Here is a 22,640-nt window from a genome sequence, read left to right on the forward strand (position 1 = left end):
ATGACCTTAAAAGAATTACTGGTAGGCTTCGGGACCCAGGTACGCAGTATCTGGATGATCGGCCTGCACGCGTTTGCCAAACGCGAAACCCGGATGTACCCGGAAGAGCCGGTATATCTGCCGCCGCGCTACCGTGGCCGTATCGTGCTGACGCGCGACCCGGACGGTTCCGAGCGCTGCGTTGCCTGTAACCTGTGTGCGGTTGCGTGTCCGGTTGGCTGTATCTCTCTGCAGAAAGCCGAGACGGTAGACGGCCGCTGGTACCCTGAGTTCTTCCGCATCAACTTCTCACGCTGCATTTTCTGCGGTCTGTGTGAAGAAGCGTGCCCAACCACGGCGATTCAGCTGACTCCAGACTTCGAGCTGGGTGAGTACAAGCGTCAGGACCTGGTGTACGAGAAAGAGGATCTGCTGATTTCCGGTCCGGGCAAATACCCGGAATATAACTTCTACCGGATGGCGGGTATGGCAATCGACGGCAAAGATAAGGGCGAAGCAGAGAACGAAGCCAAGCCTATCGACGTCAAGAGCCTGTTACCGTAAGGAGAGGGCAATGGAATTCGCTTTTTATATCTGTGGCCTTATCGCCATCCTGGCTACGCTGCGAGTGATCACGCACACCAATCCGGTGCATGCGCTGCTGTATTTAATCATCTCGCTGCTGGCCATTTCCGGGGTGTTCTTCGCACTGGGCGCGCACTTCGCCGGTGCGCTGGAAATCATCGTCTACGCCGGGGCCATCATGGTGCTGTTCGTGTTCGTCGTGATGATGCTGAACCTGGGCGGCTCTGAAATCGAGCAGGAACGTCAGTGGTTAAAACCGCAGGTGTGGATCGGCCCGGCAATTTTGTCGGCCATCATGCTGGTGGTGATCGTGTACGCCATTCTGGGCGTTAACGATCAGGGCATCGACGGCACGCCGATCGGCGCTAAAGAGGTTGGTATTACGCTCTTTGGCCCATACGTTCTGGCGGTTGAACTGGCCTCCATGCTGCTGCTGGCAGGTCTGGTTGTGGCCTTCCACGTTGGCCGCGAAGAGCGTGCTGGCGAGGTGCTGAGCAACCGCACTGACGACCGCGCGAAAAGAAAAACGGAGGAGCGCGCATGATCCCCTTAACACATGGACTGATCCTCGCTGCGATTTTATTCGTTCTGGGTCTGACTGGTCTGGTTATCCGCCGCAATCTGCTGTTTATGCTGATCGGGCTGGAAATCATGATTAACGCCTCCGCGCTGGCCTTCGTGGTCGCCGGAAGCTACTGGGGCCAGACCGATGGTCAGGTGATGTACATTCTCGCCATCAGCCTTGCGGCTGCCGAAGCGAGTATTGGCCTGGCGCTGTTGCTGCAGCTCCATCGTCGCCGCCAGAATCTGAACATCGATTCAGTAAGTGAGTTGCGTGGATGAACATGCTTGCCTTAACCATTATTTTTCCGCTGATTGGCTTCGTGCTGCTGGCGTTTTCTCGCGGCCGCTGGTCTGAGAATCTGTCTGCAACCGTCGGCATGGGCTCTGTTGGCCTGGCCGCGCTGGTGACAGCGTATGCGGGTATCGACTTCTTTAACAACGGGCGTCAGCCTTTCAGCGTGCCGCTGTGGACCTGGATGTCGGTCGGTGATTTCAACATCGGTTTCAACCTGGTGCTGGATGGTCTCTCCCTGACTATGCTCTCCGTGGTCACCGGCGTCGGCTTCCTGATCCACATGTTCGCCTCCTGGTATATGCGCGGTGAAGAGGGTTACTCCCGCTTCTTCGCCTACACCAACCTGTTTATCGCCAGCATGGTGGTTCTGGTCCTGGCCGATAACCTGCTGCTGATGTATCTGGGCTGGGAAGGCGTGGGTCTGTGTTCTTACCTGCTGATCGGTTTCTACTATACCGATCCGAAGAATGGCGCAGCGGCCATGAAAGCGTTCGTCGTGACCCGCGTGGGTGACGTCTTCCTCGCTTTCGCGCTGTTCATTCTTTACAACGAACTGGGCACGCTGAACTTCCGCGAAATGGTGGAACTGGCGCCAGCGCACTTCGCCGCAGGAAACAATATGCTGTGGTGGGCAACGCTGATGCTGCTGGGTGGTGCCGTGGGTAAATCCGCGCAGCTGCCGTTGCAGACATGGCTGGCCGACGCGATGGCGGGTCCAACCCCTGTCTCCGCGCTGATCCACGCTGCGACCATGGTCACCGCCGGTGTCTACCTGATTGCGCGTACCCATGGCCTGTTCCTGATGACCCCGGAAATTCTGCATCTGGTGGGTATCGTCGGTGCGGTCACGCTGGTGCTGGCAGGCTTTGCCGCGCTGGTGCAGACCGACATCAAGCGCGTACTTGCGTATTCCACCATGAGTCAGATTGGTTACATGTTCCTCGCGCTGGGCGTTCAGGCGTGGGACGCGGCCATTTTCCACCTGATGACGCACGCGTTCTTTAAAGCGCTGCTGTTCCTCTCATCCGGTTCGGTGATTCTGGCCTGCCATCACGAGCAGAACATCTTCAAAATGGGCGGACTGCGTAAGTCCATCCCGCTGGTCTATGTCTGCTTCCTGGTGGGCGGCGCGGCGCTGGCGGCACTGCCGCTGATCACCGCGGGCTTCTTCAGTAAGGACGAAATCCTTGCGGGTGCCATGGCGAATGGTCATATCAATCTGATGGTTGCGGGTCTGGTCGGTGCGTTCATGACCTCCCTGTATACCTTCCGTATGATTTTCATCGTATTCCACGGTAAAGAACAAATTCACGCTCACGCAGGGAAGGGGATTACCCATCACCTGCCGCTGATTGTGCTGCTGGTACTGTCCACCTTCGTTGGCGCGATGATTGTGCCTCCGCTGCAGGGCGTGCTGCCGGCGACAACCGAGCTTGAGCACGGTCGCGTTCTGACGCTTGAAATCACCTCCGGTGTGGTCGCTATCGCGGGCATCCTGATCGCAGCATGGCTGTGGCTGGGCAAACGTACGCTGGTCACTGCCGTGGCCAACAGTGCGCCGGGCCGTCTGCTGGGCACCTGGTGGTACAACGCGTGGGGCTTCGACTGGCTGTACGACATGATCTTCGTTAAGCCGTTCCTGGGCATCGCGTGGCTGCTGAAGCGCGACCCGCTGAACAGCCTGATGAATATCCCGGCGATCCTTTCCCGCTTTGCAGGCAAAGGCCTGCTGTACAGCGAGAACGGTTACCTGCGCTGGTATGTGGCGTCCATGAGCATCGGTGCGGTTGTCGTGCTGGCGCTGCTGATGGTGTTGCGTTGATCGTTAAGTGAATTTTATTCGAATTCGTTGAAAATCAGGCCCCTGCTGGGGGCCTTAAAAAGGAATGTAAATCGCCATGTTACTACCCTGGCTAATATTAATTCCCTTCATCGGCGGCTTCCTGTGCTGGCAGACTGAACGCTTTGGCGTGAAGATGCCGCGCTGGATCGCGCTGATCACCATGGGATTGACGCTCGCGCTTGGCCTGCAACTGTGGTTGCAGGGCGGTTACTCACTGACCCAGTCTGCGGGCATTCCGCAGTGGCAGTCTGAGTTCATCCTGCCGTGGATCCCACGTTTCGGCATTACGATCCACCTGGCGATTGACGGCCTGTCGCTGCTGATGGTAGTGCTGACCGGCCTGCTCGGCGTTCTGGCGGTACTTTGCTCCTGGCGAGAAATCGAAAAATACCAGGGCTTCTTCCACCTGAACCTGATGTGGATCCTGGGCGGCGTAATCGGCGTGTTCCTTGCCATCGACATGTTCCTGTTCTTCTTCTTCTGGGAGATGATGCTGGTGCCGATGTACTTCCTGATCGCGCTGTGGGGCCACAAGGCGTCCGACGGTAAAACGCGTATCACGGCGGCAACCAAGTTCTTCATCTATACCCAGGCGAGTGGTCTGGTGATGTTGATTGCCATTCTGGCGCTGGTGTTTGTTCACCACAACGCGACCGGCACCTGGACCTTCAACTATGAAGACCTGCTGAAGACCCCAATGTCGCACGGCGTAGAATACCTGCTGATGCTGGGCTTCTTCATCGCCTTCGCGGTGAAAATGCCGGTGGTTCCGCTGCACGGCTGGCTGCCAGACGCGCACTCTCAGGCGCCAACGGCGGGTTCCGTGGACCTGGCGGGCATCTTGCTGAAAACCGCGGCCTACGGTCTGCTGCGCTTTGCACTGCCGCTGTTCCCGAACGCCTCCGCAGAGTTCGCACCGATTGCCATGTGGCTGGGTGTGATCGGTATCTTCTACGGTGCCTGGATGGCCTTCACCCAGTACGACATCAAGCGTCTGATTGCCTACACCTCCGTTTCCCACATGGGCTTCGTGCTGATTGCTATCTACACCGGTAGCCAGCTGGCGTACCAGGGGGCGGTGATCCAGATGATTGCGCACGGTCTGTCCGCAGCCGGTCTCTTCATCCTGTGCGGCCAGCTGTACGAACGTCTGCACACCCGCGACATGCGTATGATGGGCGGTCTGTGGAGCAAAATTAAGTGGCTGCCAGCGCTCTCCATGTTCTTCGCGGTGGCGACTCTGGGGATGCCGGGCACCGGTAACTTCGTCGGCGAATTTATGATTCTGTTCGGCAGCTTCAAAGTGGTACCGGTGATTACCGTGATCTCCACCTTTGGTCTGGTGTTCGCTTCCGTCTACTCGCTGGCGATGCTGCACCGCGCTTACTTCGGTAAAGCGAAGAGCGAAATTGCTGCACAAGAACTGCCGGGGATGTCGCTGCGTGAGCTGTTCATCATCCTGCTGCTGGTCGTACTGCTGGTGCTGCTGGGCTTCTTCCCGCAGCCGATTCTGGATACCTCGCACAGCGCGATGGGCAATATCCAGCAGTGGTTTGTTAATTCTGTTTCTACTACAAGGCCGTAATTCGCCATGACAATAACTCCACAACAACTGATCGCGCTGCTACCGCTGCTGATCGTCGGATTGACGGTGGTGGTTGTGATGCTCTCCATTGCGTGGCGACGCAATCACTTCCTGAATGCCACGCTGTCGGTCATCGGCCTGAACGCCGCGTTAGTCTCACTCTGGTTTGTTGGCCAGGGTGGGGCGATGGACGTCACCCCGCTGATGCGCGTTGACGGTTACGCCATGCTGTATACCGGTCTGGTGCTGCTGGCGAGCCTGGCAACCTGTACCTTTGCGTACCCGTGGCTCGAAGGCTACAACGACAACAAAGAAGAGTTTTACCTGCTGGTTCTGATTGCCGCGCTGGGCGGCATTCTGCTGGCGAATGCGAACCACCTGGCCGCGCTGTTCCTCGGCATTGAGCTGATCTCTCTGCCGCTGTTCGGTCTGATTGGTTACGCCTTCCGCCAGAAGCGCTCGCTGGAAGCAAGCATCAAGTACACCATCCTGTCTGCGGCAGCGTCCTCGTTCCTGCTGTTTGGTATTGCGCTGGTGTACGCACAGTCCGGTAACCTCTCCTTTATGGCGCTCGGCAAGAGCCTCGGTGACGGCATGCTGCATGAGCCGCTGCTGCTGGCGGGTCTGGGCATGATGATTGTTGGCCTTGGCTTCAAACTCTCTCTGGTCCCGTTCCACCTGTGGACGCCAGACGTCTACCAGGGGGCACCGGCTCCGGTGTCGACCTTCCTGGCGACGGCGAGCAAAATCGCCATCTTCGGGGTGGTGATGCGTCTGTTCCTGTACGCGCCGGTGGGTGACAGCGAAGCGGTTCGCGTGGTGCTGGGCATCATCGCGTTCGTCTCCATCATCTTCGGTAACCTGATGGCGCTGAGCCAGACCAACATCAAGCGTCTGCTGGGCTACTCGTCTATCTCTCATCTGGGCTACCTGATGGTGGCGCTGATTGCGCTGCAGAGCGGTGAGATGTCGATGGAAGCCGTGGGCGTCTATCTGGCCGGTTACCTGTTCAGCAGCCTCGGCGCCTTCGGCGTGGTGAGCCTGATGTCCAGCCCGTACCGTGGTCCGGATGCCGATTCACTGTTCTCTTACCGTGGTCTGTTCTGGCACCGTCCGATCCTGTCCGCCGTAATGACCGTGATGATGCTCTCTCTGGCCGGTATTCCGATGACGCTTGGCTTTATCGGTAAGTTCTACGTGCTGGCCGTCGGTGTGCAGGCGCACCTGTGGTGGCTGACCGCGGGCGTGGTGATCGGCTCCGCGATTGGTCTGTACTACTACCTGCGCGTGGCCGTGAGCCTGTACCTGAGCGCACCTCAGCAGCTCAATCGTGATGCTCCAGGCAACTGGCAGTACAGCGCTGGTGGCATCGTGGTACTCATCTCCGCGCTGCTGGTGCTGATCTTCGGTATCTATCCGCAACCGCTGATTGATATCGTGCAGCGCGCAATGCCGCTGATGTAAAAACAAAAAACCCGCCTCGGCGGGTTTTTTATTGCCCAGCGTCGCTACGCTTGCAGGGCCTACGGGTTTTGTAGGTCGGGTAAGCGTAGCGCCACCCGACTAAGCCAGCTGTTTACGGCTAATCAACGGCCCGTCAATCTTCTTCATCGAGCGGTCCAGCACTTCCTCAATCACCGACGACAGCTCGTTCAGCTCAAACTTCGCGACGTAGCCATCCGCCTTCACCTTGCGAATGTGGTCTTCGTTGGCGTTGCCGGAAAGGGAGGAGTGGATCACTACCGGAATATCCTTCAGAACCGGGTCGGTTTTGATTTTGCGCGTCAGCGTAAAACCGTCCATCTCCGGCATTTCGAGGTCGGTCAGCACCAGCGCGATCTTATCGGTGATCGGCACGCCCTCAGCCTGCGCCTGTGCGGCCAGCACGCCAATTTTTTCCCACGCGTCTTTGCCGGTGATGTGCAGCTGCGCTGGGATCTCCATCGCCTGCAGACCTTTCTCCAGCATCGAACGCGCCACTTTGGAATCTTCCGCCACAATCGCGACCGCGCCCGGCTTGATATGGAATTTGGTGGTCTTCAGATTGGTGGCGTGCAGATCGTGGTTGGCCGGGGTGATGTCATACAGGATCTGCTCAACGTCCAGCACCATCGCCAGATCGTTGGTATCCGTTTTCTCATCCAGGCAGGCAATGCTGGTGATATAGCGACCGCTGACGGCGGTTTCCGCCGCGTGCACCTGCTTCCAGTCCAGACGCATGATGTTCTCAACCGACTCCACGGCAAACGCCTGCACGCTGCGTGCATATTCGGTGATCAGCAGGATATTCAGCCCGGTGGTGGGCTTACAGCCCGCCACGGCGGCCAGGTCAATCACCGGGATCACCTGATCGCGGATATTCACCATTCCCATCAGCGGTGATTTCATCCCGGCGGGTTTCGTGAACTCCGGCATCGGCACAATTTCACGCAGCTTAAAGACGTTAATGCCAAACAGCTCAGATTTATTTTCGTTAAGAGAGGTGCCAAGACGGAACAGCAACAGTTCAAAACGGTTCGACAGGGTCAGATTCGCCCTGTCATCAATATCTTTCTGGAAATTATCCATTCTACCCTCGAGAGAAATGCTGACCTTTTAATCGTTATCGGCATCCTGAGGGAAAAATGAAGGACTAAACGCTGACCTGAGCGAAATCTTCGGCCAGCTCACATTCCGGGAACAGCGCGCGGCACTCTTCCAGCAGCTTTTCACAGCCCCGCGCGTCGTAGCGCGAGCTGACGTGGGTGATGATGAGCCTCCCGACGCCCGCGTCACGGGCTAGCTGCGCCGCCTGACGCGTGGAGCTATGACCCCGGCCGTTGGCTTTCTCTTCCATCGCCGTTTCAAGCGTCGCTTCATGTACCATCACGTCTACGTCCTGGGCAAGCGTGAGCGCCGCCCGGCACGGGGCCGTGTCGCCAAAGATCGCCAGCTTCTTGCCGGGCTGCGGTGCGGCGAGATAATCCTGCCCATTGATGATGCGCCCGTCCTCCAGCGTGACGGTCTCGCCGTGCTTCAGGCGCTGGAACAGCGGCCCGGGTTTTACGCCAGCGGCCATCAGCGCGGCGGCATCCAGCGCGCCGGGTTTGTCATGCGCTTCAATGCGATAGCCATAGCACTCAACGGGATGATTCAGCGGCTGAGCGCTCACCTTATAATCACCGTCATCGAAAACCAGGCCTTCGCTAATTTCAACGACCTCCAGCGGATAATCGGTCCACGACCCGCTCAGGCGCAGCGTGGTTTCAACAAATTCACGAATACCCGCAGGCCCGTAAATCGTCAGCGGGTTGGCGTTACCGGCCATCGAGCGGCTGCACAGCAGGCCGGGAAGGCCAAACAGATGGTCGCCATGCAGATGGGTGATAAAAATTTTATCCAGCTTGCCGGGGTGATAAGCGGTGTGTAGGAGCTGATGCTGCGTCCCTTCACCACAGTCAAACAGCCACAGCCCGCCGCGGGTGGGGTGTTTAAGATCCAGCAGTATCGCCGTCACATTTCGTGAGCGGGTTGGCACGCCCGCGGACGTACCCAGAAAAATCAGTTCCATAACGCAATCAGCCCTTTGCTGAACGGGGAGGGGTTTAGTATAACGTGATGAACCCCAGGAAGGAGACTGACATGATCCAGTGGCAAGATTTACACCATAGTGACCTCACCGTTCATTCACTTTACGCCCTGCTGAAACTGCGCTGCGAAGTGTTCGTGGTTGAACAGACCTGCCCGTATCAGGACATCGACGGCGACGATCTCGTCGGCGAGAACCGCCATATTCTTGGCTGGCGGGATAACGAGCTGGTGGCGTATGCGAGGATTCTGAAAAGCGAGGACGAATTCGAGCCTGTCGTGATTGGTCGGGTCATCATCAGCGGCAAAGCGCGCGGTGAAAAACTGGGCTATCAGCTGATGGAGAAAACGCTGGAGGCATGCCAGAAACAGTGGCCAAACAAGGCGTTATACCTGGGCGCACAGGCGCACCTGCAGTCCTTCTACGGCCACTTTGGTTTCGTGCCGGTCACCGAAGTATACGACGAAGACGGCATTCCCCACGTCGGCATGGCGCGGGAAGCGAAGCAGGCGTAATGGCGAGTCGTTGGCTATAGTTAACGAACTGGTGTACTAACATGGAGAAAAATATGTCATTTCAATCCTGGGATACCCGTATCGACGACGACCTGGCCTTACTGAGCGAAACGCTGGAAGAGGTGTTACGTTCCTCGGGCGACCCTGCCGATCAGAAATATATTGAGCTAAAAGCCCGTGCCGAACAGGCGCTGCATGAAGTGAAAAACCGCGTCAGCCATGCGTCTGATACCTACTACTACCGCGCCAAAAAAGCGGTGTATCGTGCCGATGATTACGTGCATGAAAAACCGTGGCAGGGCATTGGAGTAGGTGCTGCCGTAGGCCTGGTGCTGGGGCTGCTCTTAGCCCGTCGTTAAGCCGCTTAACCACTCCCTATACGTGGGTACTGCTATTTATGGTCAGTACCCCGTATAATACGAGGTTTTAACAGGGAGAGGTTCGCGTGAATTCGATTTTCCTCGCGCTGGAGCAATTGCGTACCCAGCTTTCGCAAGCGTTACCCGCAACGCCCGGCATACGTCATTTCGACGTCTCTTTCCCGTTAAACGACGCCTTCGACCCTCTCGCCTGGCTTGGGGCGCAGCAGTGCTATCCGCAGTTTTACTGGCAGCAGCGTAACGGCGATGAAGAGCTGGCCGCGCTGGGGGCGGTTATCACCTTTTCCTCTCTGGCGTTAGCCACGCAGTTTTTACGCGAGCAAAACGCGGCAGGTGATACCCGCATCTGCGGCCTGAACGCCTTTAATCCGGAGCAGGGCAGCCTCTTTTTACCGCGACTGCTCTGGCGACGTACCGCCGGCACCGCTACGCTGCGCCTGCAGCTGTGGAGCGATTATTCACTTCAGGAAGATGCCCATGCCGCGCGGGATTTTTTACAGCAGCTCCAGCCAGCCAGGCCTATCCGTCCGCTGGCCGTTCAGGTTGAGCACGAAAACCATCAGCCTCAACGGGCCGAATGGCTGAGACTTGTCCGCAGGGCGACCGAAACCATCGCGCGCGGTGATTTTGAAAAGGTTGTCCTTGCGAGGGCCACCGATCTTCAGTTTACACAGCGCATTAACCCCGTCGCGCTGATGGCGGCCAGCCGCGCCCTCAATTTACATTGCTATCACTTCTGCATGGTATTCGACGCCAGCAACGCGTTTCTCGGCTCGACGCCCGAGCGTCTCTGGCGGCGACGCGGCACGCTGCTGCGCACCGAAGCGCTGGCGGGCACCGTCGCCAGCCATACTGATGATAAAAAGGCGCAGCGTCTCGGTGAGTGGCTGCTGAACGACGATAAAAACCAGCGCGAAAATATGCTGGTCGTGGAGGATATCTGTCAGCGTCTTCAGCACTACACGCGGACGCTTGAGGTACTGCCCGCCCAGGTGGTGCACCTGCGTAAAGTGCAGCATTTGCGCCGCTGTATCTGGACTGAGCTCAAACAGGCCGACGACGAGCAGTGCCTGCATATGCTACAGCCGACGGCGGCCGTTGCCGGTTTGCCGCGACAGCCAGCGCGTGAGTTTATCCAGAAGGTTGAGCCCTTTAACCGCGAGTGGTACGCCGGTTCGGCCGGATATTTATCGCCTGACCAGAGTGAGTTCTGCGTGGCGCTGCGTTCAGCCCGCGTCCATGAGGACTCGCTGCGGCTCTACGCCGGCGCCGGTATTGTCAGCGGATCTGACCCGGAGCAGGAGTGGCAGGAGATTGAAAACAAAGCGGCCGGATTGCGCTCTCTGCTCCTAAGGGATTAATACTGAATCGCGCAATCCCGATTCACATCAAAATTCCAATTTTTTCTATTATTTATACTGTGTCGCATTCTTGATACCGGACAATCTCATGTCAGTAAGTTCTTTTAACCGACGCTGGGCGGCGGTGATCCTTGAAGCCCTGACGCGCCATGGCGTCAGGCACGTGTGTATTGCACCGGGTTCTCGCTCAACGCCGCTGACGCTGGCGGCCGCCGAAAACCGGGCGTTGATTCACCACACCCACTTTGATGAGCGTGGCCTCGGGCATCTCGCGCTGGGTCTGGCGAAGGTCAGCAAAGAACCCGTGGCGGTGATTGTCACTTCCGGTACTGCCGTGGCGAACCTCTATCCGGCCCTGATTGAAGCCGGGTTAACCGGTGAAAAGCTGATTCTGCTGACGGCCGATCGTCCCCCTGAGCTTATCGACTGCGGCGCCAATCAGGCCATCCGTCAGCCGGGGCTCTTTTCTTCGCATCCTTCGCAGACGATTTCGCTGTCGCGTCCCACCCAGGATATTCCGGCGAGCTGGCTGGTCTCCACCGTCGATCACGCCATGGAGACGCTGCGCGGCGGGGCGCTGCATATCAACTGCCCGTTTGCCGAGCCGCTGTACGGCGAGCTGGACGACACGGGTCTTGACTGGCAGCAGTCTCTCGGTGACTGGTGGGGGAGTGAGAAACCGTGGCTGCGCGAGCAGACGCACCTTGAGAGCGCGAAACAGCGCGACTGGTTCTTCTGGCGGCAGAAGCGCGGCGTGGTTATCGCCGGGCGCATGAGCCCTGCCGAAGGCAAGCTGGTCGCCGAATGGGCGCAAACCCTGGGCTGGCCGCTGATCGGCGACGTGCTTTCCCAGACCGGTCAGCCGCTGCCGTGCGCGGATCTCTGGCTGGGTAATGCCAAAGCGGTCACCGAGCTGTCGCAGGCGCAGATTGTGGTCCAGCTTGGATCGAGTTTAACCGGCAAGCGGTTACTGCAGTGGCAGGCCACCTGCACACCGGACGAATACTGGCTGGTGGACGCGCTGGAAGGGCGTCTTGATCCGGCGCACCACCGCGGTCGTCGTCTGGTCAGCCGTATCGACGCCTGGCTGGCGCTCCATCCGGCTGAAAAACGCAAACCCTGGGCGGCTACCCTCCCGGACCTGTCGCGCCAGGCGTGGGAATTGACCCATGCGCGCTGTGAAGCGTTCAGCGAGGCCGGGCTGGCGCACCGTATTCGCCAGTACCTGCCCGAGCAGGGGCAGCTGTTTGTCGGCAACAGCCTGGTCGTGCGGCTGATTGACGCCTTTTCGCAGCTGCCAGCGGGCTACCCGGTGTACAGCAACCGTGGCGCCAGCGGCATCGACGGGCTGATCTCTACGGCGGCGGGCGTGCAGCGCGCCAGCGCAAAATCGACGCTGGCCATCGTGGGGGATCTCTCCGCGCTTTACGATCTCAACGCGCTGGCGCTGCTGCGTCAGGCGTCTGCCCCGTTTGTGCTGATCGTGGTTAACAACAACGGCGGGCAGATTTTCTCCCTGCTGCCCACGCCGCAGAGCGAGCGCGAGCGCTTCTATCTGATGCCGCAGAACGTGCAGTTCGAACACGCCGCGGCGATGTTCAGCCTGAAATATCATCGCCCGGAAAGCTGGGAACAGCTGGATGCGGCGCTAAGCTCCGCCTGGAAGCAGCCCGGCGCGACGCTGATTGAGCTGGTAGTTAACGAGGCTGACGGTGCGCAGGCCCTGCAAAGCCTGCTGGCGCAGGTGAGCCAGCTGTGATCCTCTCGGGCGTGCAGCAGGCTGGAAAACCAGGCTATCCCTGGCTGGTCTTTTTGCACGGTTTTTCCGGCGATTGCCGCGAGTGGCAGGGTGTTGGTGAGCGGCTTTGCGATTACCCCAGGCTGTATCTGGATCTGCCGGGACACGGCGGATCCCGGAATCTGGGCGTGACGGGCTTCGACGAGATGAGCGCGTTGCTTACCCGAACTTTGATTAGTTACAACATACTGAAATTCTGGCTCGTCGGGTACTCCCTCGGCGGCCGCATTGCGATGTTCCATGCCTGCCAGCAGCCGAAGGGGCTGTTGGGCGTGACGGTAGAAGGCGGCCATCCGGGCCTGCAGGATGCCGATGCGCGACAGGCGCGGCTGGCATCAGACCGCCGCTGGGCGACGCGTTTTCGCAGCGAACCGCTGGAAAAGGTGTTCGCTGACTGGTACCAACAGCCCGTGTTTGCCTCCCTGACGGACGCCCAGCGCGACGCGCTGATTACCCTGCGCAGCCAGAACAACGGCGCGGCGCTGGCGATGATGCTCGAGGCGACGTCGCTGGCCGTGCAGCCCGACCTGCGTACCGCGCTCAGCGCACGTGATTTCACTTTTGATTATCTCTATGGCGAACGTGATGAGAAGTTTGCGGCCCTTGCTGCGGAGCTGAGCGCCGTCTGCCATGCAATTCCCAACGCCGGACACAACGCCCACCGGGAAAACCCCGACGCGGTTGCCGCGAGTCTGGCTCAGATACTGCGTCTTCGAATAAAGGACACTCTATGATCTATCCTGATGAACACATGCTTTACGCCCCGGTTGAATGGCAGGACTGCTCCGAAGGCTACACCGACATTCGTTACCACAAATCCACCGACGGTATTGCCAAAATCACCATCAACCGCCCGCAGGTGCGTAACGCCTTCCGTCCGCTGACCGTGAAAGAGATGATTCAGGCCCTGGCGGATGCGCGCTATGACGACAATATCGGCGTGATTGTCCTGACCGGCGAAGGCGAGAAAGCGTTCTGCTCCGGTGGCGATCAGAAAGTGCGCGGCGACTACGGCGGATACCAGGACGATGCGGGTACGCACCACCTGAACGTCCTCGATTTCCAGCGTCAGATCCGCACCTGTCCAAAACCGGTGGTGGCGATGGTGGCGGGCTACTCCATCGGTGGCGGCCACGTGCTGCACATGATGTGCGACCTGACCATTGCCGCTGAAAACGCCATCTTCGGCCAGACCGGCCCGAAAGTGGGATCTTTCGACGGCGGCTGGGGTGCCTCCTACATGGCGCGCATCGTCGGGCAGAAAAAAGCCCGTGAAATCTGGTTCCTGTGCCGTCAGTACAACGCGCAGGAAGCGCTGGATATGGGCCTGGTGAATACCGTGGTGCCGCTTGCCAATCTCGAAAAAGAGACCGTGCGCTGGTGTCGCGAAATGCTGCAAAACAGCCCGATGGCGCTGCGCTGCCTGAAAGCGGCACTCAACGCCGACTGCGACGGTCAGGCGGGTCTGCAGGAGCTGGCGGGTAACGCCACCATGCTGTTCTACATGACCGAAGAGGGTCAGGAAGGGCGCAACGCGTTTAACGAAAAACGCCAGCCAGACTTCAGCAAATACAAACGGAACCCGTAATGCGTCGCGCGCAGGTTTACCGCTGGCAGATACCGATGGACGCGGGCGTGGTGCTGCGTGAACGGCGGTTAAAAACCCGTGACGGTTTCTTCGTGCATCTGCAGCAGGACGAGCGGGAAGGCTGGGGCGAGATTTCGCCTCTGCCGGGCTTTAGCCTCGAGTCGCTGGATGACGCGCGGGCGGCCTTGCTGGCGTGGGCGGACGCGTGGCGCGAGGGGGCGGATCCGGCGCTGCCGGACGTCCCTTCCGCGGCCTTTGGTATCAGCTGTGCGCTGGCGGAGCTGTACGGCAGCCTGCCGGAAGCGGGGAATTACCGCGCGGCGCCGCTCTGTACGGGCGATCCGGACGAGCTGTTCGCGCAGCTCTCCGCCATGCCGGGCGAGAAGGTCGCGAAAATCAAAGTCGGGCTTTATGAAGCGGTGCGTGACGGCATGGTCGCCAACCTGCTGCTGGAGGCGATCCCCGATCTGCATCTGCGTCTGGACGCCAACCGCGCCTGGACGCCGCTTAAGGCGCAGCAGTTTGCAAAGTACGTCAATCCGGCGTACCGCAGCCGCATTGCCTTCCTCGAAGAGCCGTGCAAAACCCGCGAGGATTCGCGCGCGTTCGCCCGCGAAACGGGGATTGCCATCGCCTGGGATGAAAGCCTGCGCGAGGCCGATTTTGAATTTGCTGCAGAGCCCGGCGTCAGCGCGGTAGTGATTAAACCGACGTTGACCGGCAGCCTGGCGAAAGTGCGCGAGCAGGTCGCGGCGGCGCACGCCTTAGGGCTGACGGCGGTCATCAGCTCGTCGATTGAGTCCAGCCTTGGGCTAACCCAGCTGGCGCGCATTGCCGCCTGGTTAACGCCTGACACGGTCCCCGGCCTCGACACGCTGAACCTGATGCAGGCTCAGCTTCTTCGCCCGTGGCCGGACAGCGCGCTGCCGTGCCTCGACGTCGCGGCGCTGGAGCCGTTGCGATGAGTTTTACCGACTGGCCGTGGCGGCACTGGCGTGCGCAATTTGCCGATAAACCGGCTCTGAGGCTGAACGACGAGGTGCTCAGCTGGCAACAGCTGTGCGCGCGCATCGACAGCCTTGCGGCGGGCTTTCACCGTCAGGGCGTGGAGGAGGGCGACGGCGTGCTGCTGCTGGCCCATAACCACCCGCACACCCTGCTGGCGTGGCTGGCTCTGCTCCAGTGCGGGGCGCGTATTCTTCCCGTTAATCCGCAGCTGCCGCGCCCGCTGCTGGACGTGCTGCTCCCGCAGATGACGCTGCGCTTTGCGCTGGTGCTGGACGGCAGCTACGACGGCCTTCCTGCCCTGAGCATGCGCGAGACCGCCGATGCGTATTGCGCTGCGTGGCAACCGGCGCGGCTGGCCTCCATGACGCTGACCTCAGGCTCCACAGGACTGCCGAAAGCGGCGGTCCATACCTGCGAGGCCCATCTTGCCAGCGCGCGCGGCGTTTTGGCGCTGATGCCCTACGGTGAAGATGACGACTGGCTGCTTTCGCTGCCGCTGTTTCACGTTTCCGGCCAGGGGATTTTATGGCGCTGGCTGCAGGCTGGCGCGCGGTTAACCGTGCGCGAGAAACAGCCTCTGGAGCAGGCGCTGTGCGGCTGCACCCACGCCTCGCTGGTGCCAACCCAGCTCTGGCGTCTGCTTAATGCCCACCAGCCTGTCGCACTGAAAGCGGTGCTGCTGGGCGGGGCGGCCATCCCTGTGGAATTGACCGAACAGGCGCGAGAGCAGGATATACGCACCTTCTGCGGCTACGGTCTGACCGAGTTTGCCTCTACCGTCTGTGCGAAAGAGGCGGATGGCGAGCCGGACGTGGGCCGTGCGCTGCCGGGCAGAGAGGTGCAGGTCGTTAACGGTGAAGTCTGGATCAGAGCGCAAAGCATGGCCTCAGGCTACTGGCGGGATGGCGAACTGATTCCGCTGACCAACGCGCAGGGATGGTTCGCCACCCGCGATCGCGGCGAATGGCATGACGGCCGTCTGACGATCCTCGGCCGCATGGATAACCTCTTTTTTAGCGGCGGAGAAGGGATCCAGCCGGAATCGCTCGAGCGCGTTATCGCCACGCACCCGCAGGTTAACCAGGTGTTTATCGTTCCGCTGGACGACGCTGAGTTCGGGCAACGTCCGGTGGCGGTGGTGGAGTGCGAGCCGGGAACGGATATCACCACTTTACCCGACTGGGTCAGGGACAAGGTGGCGCGTTTTGAGCAACCCGTCCGCTGGCTGCTTTTGCCGACCGAACTCAAAAATGGCGGCATTAAAGTTTCGCGCCGCGCGCTGCAGGAGTGGGTGAACGCAACGCTGAAGGGATAATAGCCGTTTCAAATAGTTACAATCTACTGGCCTGCCGCACGCAGAGTGCTTGATCCCCGGAAGACCCAGGTTAAAATCTCGCGGTTTTGGGACTTCTCTATAAAAATTGTGCGGGATCACGACAATGAAAAAAGTGGCATTACTGGGCTTCGGCCTGATGGTTGTATCTGCGGCGGCGAACGCCATTAGCATTAACGGCTCGGCGGGTCAGGATTATACCCACCTGGGCTTCGGCATGGGGACCGAGACATCCGGTCTGGCGATGACCGGCGGCTGGACGCATAACGATGACGACGGCGACGCGGCAAGCCTCGGCCTGGGCCTCAACATTCCTCTGGGCCCGTTCCTGGCGACTGTCGGCGGTAAAGGTATCTATACCAACCCAAATGACGGTGACGAAGGATATGCGGCGGCAGTGGGCGGCGGCCTGCAGTGGAAAATTGGCGACAGCTTCGGCCTGTTTGGCGAGTACTACTACTCTCCTGATTCCCTCTCAAGCGGTATCGACAGCTATGAGGAAGCCAACGCCGGCGCGCGCTGGACCATCATGCGTCCAATCACCATCGAAGCAGGCTATCGCTATCTGAACCTGGCCGGTAAAGACGGCAACCGCGACAACGCGCTGGCCGACGGTCCGTACGTGGGCGTGAGCGCAGGCTTCTAATCTCTCCGGCGCGGCATGCTGTCGCGCCAGTTTCTCCTCTTCTCCACCCCGCGTTTGCGCTATAGTGTTTTGACCAAATAAGCGGGAGAACACAATGATTAACGTGGAGATGTTATCCACCGGCGACGAAGTGCTGCATGGACAAATTATTGATACCAATGCTGCCTGGCTTGCCGATCTTTTCTTTGAGCAAGGATTACCGTTAACGCGCCGCAATACGGTGGGCGACAATCTTGAATCACTGGTCGCTGTTCTGCGCGAGCGCAGTGAACAGTGCGACGTGCTGATTGTGAACGGCGGGCTCGGCCCCACCAGTGACGATCTCAGTGCCCTGGCCGCCGCGACCGCAAAAGGCGAAGGGCTGGTGCTGCATGAGGCGTGGCTCTCGCAGATGGCGCGCTTTTTCTCCGAACGTGGCCGCGTCATGGCCCCCAGCAACCGCAAACAGGCTGAAATTCCCGCCAGTGCTGAACTGGTCGATAACCCGGTCGGTACCGCGTGCGGGTTTGCCATGCAGCTGAACCGCTGCCTGATGTTCTTTACGCCGGGCGTGCCCTCAGAATTTAAAGTGATGGTCGAGCAGCAGATCCTGCCGCGCCTTCGCCAGCGTTTTACCCTGCCGGAACCCCCGCTGTGCCTGCGTCTGACCACTTTTGGCCGTTCGGAAAGCGATCTGGCTCAGAGCCTCGATCACCTCTCACTCCCGCCGGGCGTGTCTATGGGCTATCGCTCCTCCATGCCGATCATTGAGCTTAAGCTGACCGGACCGGCCACCCAGAAAGAGGCGATGCTGGCGCTGTGGCCTGAGGTGCAGCGCGTAGCGGGTGAAAGCCTGATCTTTGAAGGCACGGAAGGGCTACCGGCGCAGATTGCGAAGCATCTGCAGTCGCGTCAGCTGAGCGTGACCTTAAGCGAGCAGTTCACCGGTGGCCTGCTGGCACTTCAGCTGTCGCGCGTCAACGCGCCGCTGCTGGCCAGCGAAGTGGTGCCGTTCCAGCAGGAGACTCTCGCGCAAACCGCCCGCTGGGCGTCCGAGAGAAGGGTGAAGCATTTTGCCGGTCTGGCGCTGTTTGTCGGCGGGCTGGATGAGGAATACCTCAACTTCGCGCTGGCGACGCCCGAGGGCACCCACGCCCTGCGGGTAAAAATGAGCATTACCCGCCACAGCCTGGCGGTGCGTCAGGAGGTGTGCGCCATGATGGCGCTGAACATGCTGCGCCGCTGGCTGAATGGCAAAGAGGTGGCCAGCGAGCACGGCTGGATTAACGTGGTTGAATCGCTGTTCGTGGAGTAACGCCTGTGCCGGGGCCTTTCGCCCCGGCCATGTTCACCCGAGCGCCTTTGCCAGCAGCGTAATCGGATGCTCGCAGCGCTTGCTGGTGGACATCTCAATCTGCCACTTGCAGGTTTCGCAGTCCGTCACCACGATATCCGCGCCGCTCTCCTCAATCTGACGGAACAGCGGGGCGCCGATCGCCTGCGACGTGTCATAGTTTTCACGCTTAAAGCCGTAGGTTCCCGCAATCCCGCAGCAGCGTGAATCCAGCACCGTCAGCTCCAGCCCCGGAATTAACCGCAGCAGCTCCAGCGTATAGAGCGACCAGCCCATTTTCTCCATATGACACGGCGTGTGGTACACCACTTTCAGCGGCAATTTCCCCAGCGGCAACGTCTGTCCGCTGTCCAGCTTGCGCCACAGGAAGCGCGTCGCCAGCTCGATGTGCTCGCGCAGGCCGGTGTTGTCCACGTCCAGCAGATGCGGATACTCGTCGCGCAGGGTGAAGGTACAGGTGGATGAGGTCGCCAATACCGGTATGCCTTTCTCGACAATCGCCTCGCGCAGGGAGGTGACATTGCTTTGAGCCTGCCTGCGTGCTTTATCGGTAAACCCGTTAGCAATCAGCGGCACGCCGCAGCACTTTTCTTTATTCAGTAGCTGAACGCCCGTTCCCATGGCGTTCAGCACCTTCAGCAGATCTTTACCCAGCTGCGGGTGGTTGTAATTCACGTAGCAGCCGTGGAAAAAAGCCACCTGCTCGGCGTACTGCGCCTGCTCCGCCGCCACGGATTTATACCAGCGGCGGAAGGTGCCGTGAGAATATTTCGGCAGGCTGCGGTGATGGTCTATCTTCAGCGTGGCATCCAGCAGCTGGCGCACCGGTTTGAGAGCGGTCGCGGCATTCACCAGCGGGGCAAACGGCGTCGAGACGCTGCCCATCAGATCGGTGTGGCTCAGAATCGCGTCCCGCAGAGACGGCTTTTGCGTGCTGTAGCGCGCCCGGGCGCGCTGGATAATATCGCCGATTTTCACATCCGACGGGCAGGCGACTTCGCAGCGTTTGCAGTTAATGCAGTATTTCAGCGCTTCATCGTACAGCTTGCCGTCCTTCAGGCGCAGACGCTCGCCGTCCGGCCCGGCCTGCTTTGGCCCGGGATAGCGTGGGTTCACGCCGCTGACCGGGCAGACGGTGGTACACACCGTGCATTTGATGCAGCTTTCAAAACGGGTATCGTTCATTGTTCAGCCTCCGTGCGCTGGCTAATCTGCTCTGCCACATACAGCGCCGTGACGGCGCAGACTCCGCCACCGCATCCCTGGGTAATGGGATCGTACCCGCCCAGCAGCGAGCCGATGGCAAAGAGATTACTGACGGGCTTACCGGCAAGCTGCGGATGCAGGTGGTTATCGACAATCACGCCGAACTGCTGCCAGGGCTGCGGCGAGAAGAAATCACTCTGATACCAGTCCGCGCGGGAGGCTCGCTGGCGAACATCCAGCCCCATAATGGCTTCCCGGATGCCCTCCCGGCTGCTCAGCAGCCCGTTGCTGAAGAAGCTGCCGCTTGCCAGCACCGTATAGCGGGCGCGAAGCGGAATATCGTCGTGGCTGCGCGTCCAGATTTCGCTCACCGCGCCGTCTGTCAGGGTGATTTTTTTCACTTCATCACCGGCCATCCAGACGCCACCCTGCGCAACAAACTTACGCTGGAGCTGGGTATGCAGGCGAATACCGGGGACAGACGGGGGCAGCGTGGGCAACAAACCGAGCGTGCAGGGCAGACAGTCTGAGAGCCAGCGCCAGAGTCGGTTATCGTTCAGGCCAAAGCACGCGGGCATCAATAGCGCATCGCATCCTTCCGCAAGCGGGCTGAGCGCCTCATACAGCAGCGGCCATTTGTCCTCGTTATCCAGAAAACGGGCGATATTCACCGCGCGAAATTCGCTCGGGTTCTCGCGCAGGACATCAAGCTCAGGCAGCTCTATCTCTGCCGTTTCGGCGTTAACGCCCTGGCGACAAAGTGACGCCGCCGCGAGATGGGGCTGAAAATCCAGAAAGCCGCTAATCCCTACCACCCGCACGCGTCCCGCGTGAATGGGGGCAACGGGCACTTCCTCCGGGCTGAGCCAGGCGGAACGCAGGGTGCCTAGCGGCGTAACGCGCTGGTGATTGAACCTGGCGCTGCCCTGCAGACGCGCGCCGCACTCCGCCAGCAGCGCTTCGGTTTCCAGCGCAAAGCGGTCAATATGCTGTGCACCAACCAGGTGATACGGGTGCTCCGGCGGCAGCTTATCGCGGTACGCTTCGTCCACCAGATCCAGCGAGCCCGACGAGAAGTGCAGGGCGCTCTGCCCCCGGGTGATAATGGCGCAGCGCAGCCCCTGCTTCGTGAGCTTAATGCCGCAGAGCAGGCCCGCCAGCCCGCCGCCGACAATCACGGTATCAAATTTCATCGTGTTGCTCCTTCTCAAGACCGCAAAGCCCCTGGTAGACCCAGCGGGTAAATTCACTTTCACGCAGGGCATCGCCCCAGGCGACAGGCTGAATGCCTTTCCAGCGCTCGTTTAAAAACGCGCTGAGCTGATCGAGCGACTGGGTGGCGGTGGTGGTATGAAAACGCTGCAACAGCCCCGCAGCTCGGCAGGCGCACAGTTCGCCCTGACAGGTCCCCATTCCGACGCGGGTGCGGCGGCGGAGATCGAGCAGGCTGTTGACCGTCAGGTTCTCCACCGCGTACTGCACTTCACCGGCCGTCACGGCTTCGCACTCGCACACCAGGCTGCGGCTCAATCTTCCTTCACCAAGCCACGGTGGCGTTCTGTCGCCGTGGCGGTATACCGCGGACCCGCGCAGCGGCGCGGGCAGGGAGATGATTTTCTGCAGCGTTTTTTCGGTGGACTGACGCGATCCCGGCAGCGGCTGTTCTGCCGTGACGCACGGCTCGGTATTTCCGAGCTTGCGGCAGACGGCATCGGTCGCCCACTCGGCCATCAGGCGATAGGTCATCAGCTTGCCGCCGGTGATGGTGATAAACCCGTCCATGCCGTCGCGCGCGGCGTGATCGAGCAGCACGATGCCCCGGCTGACGTTCCGTCCGCTCGGGTCGTTGTCGCTGGCGACCAGCGGACGCACGCCCGCGTAGGCGCGCAGAATCCGCGTCTGCGCCATCACCGGGGCCAGTTTTTCCCCTTCCCGCAGCAGGATATCTACCTCTTCAGCGGTGACGCGGTTGTAATCAATCTCGCTGTAGTCCACGTGCGTTGAAGTCGTCCCGATTAACGAAATGGTGTCGCCCGGAACGAGGATATCGGCGTCAGACGGCTTGCGGCAGCGGTTAATCACGTGGTTATTGATGCGGTGGTCGAGGATCAGCAGCGAGCCTTTCGCCGGGAACATGCGCACCGACAGGTCCGCATATTCCGCTATACGCTGGCCCCAGATCCCCGCCGCGTTAACCACTACGGCGGCATACAGCTCGCCGTGCTCGTTGTACTGCGTATCAAACACCCGCACCCCACAGATGCGATGACCTTCGCGAATAAGCCCGGTCACTTCATGTCCGGTCAGAATGCGTGCGCCATGCTCACGGGCGTCCAGCATGTTGGCGGCGGTCAGGCGGAACGGATCGACGGTACCGTCAGGGACTTTCACCGCGCCGATAAGCGCCGGGTTGACCGACGGTTCCAGCCGCCGCGCCAGCGCCGGATCCATGGCCTCCGCCTGAATGCCCGCGGCAGTGCAGGCGGTAATAAAGGTGTCCTGAAAGGCGAGGTCATCTTCGGGAAGGGTAATAAAGAGGCCGTCGGTCGGCTCAATGCAGTGGCGGGCGATACGCTTGAGAATCTGGTTTTCAGCAATACATTCGCGCGCGGATTCCGCGTCGGTGACCGCATACCGGGCGCCGCTGTGCAGCAGGCCGTGGTTCCGTCCGGTTGCGCCCGTGGCGATATCATGGCGTTCCAGAAGCGTAACGCTTAAGCCGCGAAGGGCGCAATCGCGCGCGATCCCGGCGCCGGTTGCGCCACCACCAATGATTATCACATCACTATAACGAGGATCGTGACTGGTCATTGTTTACCCTCTATGTTCGTTTTTTATCATTTAGCCATAGTAATTTTGTGGTTTGTTTGATTTCGAACATAAACGCGCGGAATTCGAAAGTGAAACGTGATTTCATGCGCTTTTTTGCGCATTCTGTCATATTTCTGTAACAATCTGTGCGTTGATTCACAGTAACAATCACCGTGATTTTTAACATCCCCGCCTCTGGAATTCAGGTGCGAGCCACCTGCTCATTCATTTCAAGGCCACGG

At 59.9% G+C, this 22,640-nt stretch carries 21 protein-coding genes; 16 read left to right on the forward strand and 5 right to left on the reverse strand.

Going from position 1 to position 22,640, the window contains the following annotated elements:
• From nuoI to nuoN, 6 genes are all read left to right on the forward strand, one after another.
• Complete coding sequence (gene nuoI, locus LLF79_RS01330) at positions 1–543, forward strand: NADH-quinone oxidoreductase subunit NuoI (RefSeq protein ID WP_003861491.1); 543 nt, start codon at positions 1–3, stop codon at positions 541–543.
• 10 nt (positions 544–553) lie between these two features.
• Positions 554–1,108 carry an NADH-quinone oxidoreductase subunit J gene (nuoJ, locus tag LLF79_RS01335; RefSeq protein ID WP_008500212.1) on the forward strand — a complete coding sequence of 185 codons (555 nt, stop codon included), beginning with the start codon at positions 554–556 and terminating at the stop codon, positions 1,106–1,108.
• Entirely contained in the window at positions 1,105–1,407 is a 303-nt protein-coding gene (gene nuoK / locus LLF79_RS01340; protein ID WP_003861496.1) for an NADH-quinone oxidoreductase subunit NuoK, read from the forward strand. Before nuoJ ends, nuoK begins: the two co-directional genes overlap by 4 nt.
• Positions 1,404–3,245: an NADH-quinone oxidoreductase subunit L gene (nuoL, locus tag LLF79_RS01345; protein ID WP_008500213.1), complete on the forward strand. Its 1,842-nt coding sequence runs from the start codon at positions 1,404–1,406 to the stop codon at positions 3,243–3,245. The genes nuoK and nuoL overlap by 4 nt, the downstream gene beginning before the upstream one ends.
• A gap of 76 nt (positions 3,246–3,321) precedes the next feature.
• On the forward strand, positions 3,322–4,851 hold the full coding sequence (nuoM, locus tag LLF79_RS01350; RefSeq protein ID WP_008500214.1) for an NADH-quinone oxidoreductase subunit M: 1,530 nt from the start codon (positions 3,322–3,324) through the stop codon (positions 4,849–4,851).
• A gap of 6 nt (positions 4,852–4,857) precedes the next feature.
• On the forward strand, positions 4,858–6,315 hold the full coding sequence (gene nuoN / locus LLF79_RS01355) for an NADH-quinone oxidoreductase subunit NuoN (protein WP_008500215.1): 1,458 nt from the start codon (positions 4,858–4,860) through the stop codon (positions 6,313–6,315).
• Positions 6,316–6,414: 99 nt separating this feature from the next.
• On the opposite strand, the gene LLF79_RS01360 is transcribed toward nuoN, so the two are convergent.
• Both LLF79_RS01360 and rbn read right to left on the reverse strand, forming a co-directional pair.
• Positions 6,415–7,419 (reverse strand): chemotaxis protein, encoded by a 1,005-nt coding sequence (locus LLF79_RS01360; protein ID WP_023312530.1) that lies wholly within the window; start codon positions 7,417–7,419, stop codon positions 6,415–6,417.
• Between the two features lie 64 nt (positions 7,420–7,483).
• Positions 7,484–8,401: a ribonuclease BN gene (gene rbn / locus LLF79_RS01365; RefSeq protein WP_206805256.1), complete on the reverse strand. Its 918-nt coding sequence runs from the start codon at positions 8,399–8,401 to the stop codon at positions 7,484–7,486.
• A 71-nt stretch (positions 8,402–8,472) separates the two neighbouring features.
• Between rbn and LLF79_RS01370 the strand changes: the two genes are divergently transcribed.
• The 10 genes from LLF79_RS01370 to LLF79_RS01415 all read left to right on the forward strand — a co-directional run bounded on the left by LLF79_RS01370 (position 8,473) and on the right by LLF79_RS01415 (position 18,342).
• Positions 8,473–8,934 carry a GNAT family N-acetyltransferase gene (locus LLF79_RS01370; RefSeq protein ID WP_032663163.1) on the forward strand — a complete coding sequence of 154 codons (462 nt, stop codon included), beginning with the start codon at positions 8,473–8,475 and terminating at the stop codon, positions 8,932–8,934.
• 53 nt (positions 8,935–8,987) lie between these two features.
• On the forward strand, positions 8,988–9,293 hold the full coding sequence (elaB, locus tag LLF79_RS01375; RefSeq protein ID WP_008500219.1) for a stress response protein ElaB: 306 nt from the start codon (positions 8,988–8,990) through the stop codon (positions 9,291–9,293).
• Between the two features lie 86 nt (positions 9,294–9,379).
• Complete coding sequence (gene menF, locus LLF79_RS01380; RefSeq protein WP_227879021.1) at positions 9,380–10,675, forward strand: isochorismate synthase MenF; 1,296 nt, start codon at positions 9,380–9,382, stop codon at positions 10,673–10,675.
• Between the two features lie 88 nt (positions 10,676–10,763).
• Complete coding sequence (menD, locus tag LLF79_RS01385; RefSeq protein WP_065102618.1) at positions 10,764–12,434, forward strand: 2-succinyl-5-enolpyruvyl-6-hydroxy-3-cyclohexene-1-carboxylic-acid synthase; 1,671 nt, start codon at positions 10,764–10,766, stop codon at positions 12,432–12,434.
• Positions 12,431–13,207 (forward strand): 2-succinyl-6-hydroxy-2,4-cyclohexadiene-1-carboxylate synthase, encoded by a 777-nt coding sequence (menH, locus tag LLF79_RS01390; RefSeq protein ID WP_047747630.1) that lies wholly within the window; start codon positions 12,431–12,433, stop codon positions 13,205–13,207. Before menD ends, menH begins: the two co-directional genes overlap by 4 nt.
• On the forward strand, positions 13,204–14,061 hold the full coding sequence (menB, locus tag LLF79_RS01395) for a 1,4-dihydroxy-2-naphthoyl-CoA synthase (protein ID WP_045414682.1): 858 nt from the start codon (positions 13,204–13,206) through the stop codon (positions 14,059–14,061). Before menH ends, menB begins: the two co-directional genes overlap by 4 nt.
• Complete coding sequence (gene menC / locus LLF79_RS01400) at positions 14,061–15,026, forward strand: o-succinylbenzoate synthase (protein ID WP_227879022.1); 966 nt, start codon at positions 14,061–14,063, stop codon at positions 15,024–15,026. Before menB ends, menC begins: the two co-directional genes overlap by 1 nt.
• A complete protein-coding gene (gene menE / locus LLF79_RS01405) occupies positions 15,023–16,384 on the forward strand; it encodes an o-succinylbenzoate--CoA ligase (RefSeq protein WP_045414680.1) in 1,362 nt (453 codons plus the stop codon). The genes menC and menE overlap by 4 nt, the downstream gene beginning before the upstream one ends.
• 124 nt (positions 16,385–16,508) lie before the next feature.
• Complete coding sequence (locus tag LLF79_RS01410; protein WP_023294110.1) at positions 16,509–17,048, forward strand: YfaZ family outer membrane protein; 540 nt, start codon at positions 16,509–16,511, stop codon at positions 17,046–17,048.
• A 94-nt stretch (positions 17,049–17,142) separates the two neighbouring features.
• The gene (locus LLF79_RS01415) at positions 17,143–18,342 is read left to right on the forward strand and encodes a nicotinamide mononucleotide deamidase-related protein YfaY (RefSeq protein WP_021241545.1); all 1,200 of its coding nucleotides are present in this window, start codon (positions 17,143–17,145) and stop codon (positions 18,340–18,342) included.
• 33 nt (positions 18,343–18,375) lie between these two features.
• On the opposite strand, the gene glpC is transcribed toward LLF79_RS01415, so the two are convergent.
• The 3 genes from glpC to glpA are packed head-to-tail and all read right to left on the reverse strand — an operon-like array spanning position 18,376 to position 22,398.
• Positions 18,376–19,566 carry an anaerobic glycerol-3-phosphate dehydrogenase subunit GlpC gene (glpC, locus tag LLF79_RS01420; protein WP_045414678.1) on the reverse strand — a complete coding sequence of 397 codons (1,191 nt, stop codon included), beginning with the start codon at positions 19,564–19,566 and terminating at the stop codon, positions 18,376–18,378.
• Entirely contained in the window at positions 19,563–20,780 is a 1,218-nt protein-coding gene (gene glpB / locus LLF79_RS01425) for a glycerol-3-phosphate dehydrogenase subunit GlpB (RefSeq protein WP_045414676.1), read from the reverse strand. The genes glpC and glpB overlap by 4 nt, the downstream gene beginning before the upstream one ends.
• A complete protein-coding gene (glpA, locus tag LLF79_RS01430) occupies positions 20,770–22,398 on the reverse strand; it encodes an anaerobic glycerol-3-phosphate dehydrogenase subunit A (protein WP_039266773.1) in 1,629 nt (542 codons plus the stop codon). Before glpA ends, glpB begins: the two co-directional genes overlap by 11 nt.
• Positions 22,399–22,640 lie beyond the last annotated feature (242 nt).

Source organism: Enterobacter cloacae complex sp. 2021EL-01169 (genome assembly GCF_020733125.1).
Classification (GTDB): Bacteria; Pseudomonadota; Gammaproteobacteria; order Enterobacterales; family Enterobacteriaceae; genus Enterobacter; species Enterobacter roggenkampii.

Coding starts and splice junctions, on each gene's coding strand:
- nuoJ (WP_008500212.1), top strand. CDS start 554: ATGGAATTCGCTTTTTATATCTGTGGCCTTATCGCCATCCTGGCTACG.
- glpC (WP_045414678.1), bottom strand. CDS start 19,566: ATGAACGATACCCGTTTTGAAAGCTGCATCAAATGCACGGTGTGTACC.
- nuoK (WP_003861496.1), top strand. CDS start 1,105: ATGATCCCCTTAACACATGGACTGATCCTCGCTGCGATTTTATTCGTT.
- menB (WP_045414682.1), top strand. CDS start 13,204: ATGATCTATCCTGATGAACACATGCTTTACGCCCCGGTTGAATGGCAG.
- LLF79_RS01415 (WP_021241545.1), top strand. CDS start 17,143: ATGATTAACGTGGAGATGTTATCCACCGGCGACGAAGTGCTGCATGGA.
- nuoL (WP_008500213.1), top strand. CDS start 1,404: ATGAACATGCTTGCCTTAACCATTATTTTTCCGCTGATTGGCTTCGTG.
- LLF79_RS01360 (WP_023312530.1), bottom strand. CDS start 7,419: ATGGATAATTTCCAGAAAGATATTGATGACAGGGCGAATCTGACCCTG.
- menC (WP_227879022.1), top strand. CDS start 14,061: ATGCGTCGCGCGCAGGTTTACCGCTGGCAGATACCGATGGACGCGGGC.
- glpA (WP_039266773.1), bottom strand. CDS start 22,398: ATGACCAGTCACGATCCTCGTTATAGTGATGTGATAATCATTGGTGGT.
- glpB (WP_045414676.1), bottom strand. CDS start 20,780: ATGAAATTTGATACCGTGATTGTCGGCGGCGGGCTGGCGGGCCTGCTC.
- nuoM (WP_008500214.1), top strand. CDS start 3,322: ATGTTACTACCCTGGCTAATATTAATTCCCTTCATCGGCGGCTTCCTG.
- menD (WP_065102618.1), top strand. CDS start 10,764: ATGTCAGTAAGTTCTTTTAACCGACGCTGGGCGGCGGTGATCCTTGAA.
- LLF79_RS01410 (WP_023294110.1), top strand. CDS start 16,509: ATGAAAAAAGTGGCATTACTGGGCTTCGGCCTGATGGTTGTATCTGCG.
- LLF79_RS01370 (WP_032663163.1), top strand. CDS start 8,473: ATGATCCAGTGGCAAGATTTACACCATAGTGACCTCACCGTTCATTCA.
- nuoI (WP_003861491.1), top strand. CDS start 1: ATGACCTTAAAAGAATTACTGGTAGGCTTCGGGACCCAGGTACGCAGT.
- elaB (WP_008500219.1), top strand. CDS start 8,988: ATGTCATTTCAATCCTGGGATACCCGTATCGACGACGACCTGGCCTTA.
- rbn (WP_206805256.1), bottom strand. CDS start 8,401: ATGGAACTGATTTTTCTGGGTACGTCCGCGGGCGTGCCAACCCGCTCA.
- nuoN (WP_008500215.1), top strand. CDS start 4,858: ATGACAATAACTCCACAACAACTGATCGCGCTGCTACCGCTGCTGATC.
- menE (WP_045414680.1), top strand. CDS start 15,023: ATGAGTTTTACCGACTGGCCGTGGCGGCACTGGCGTGCGCAATTTGCC.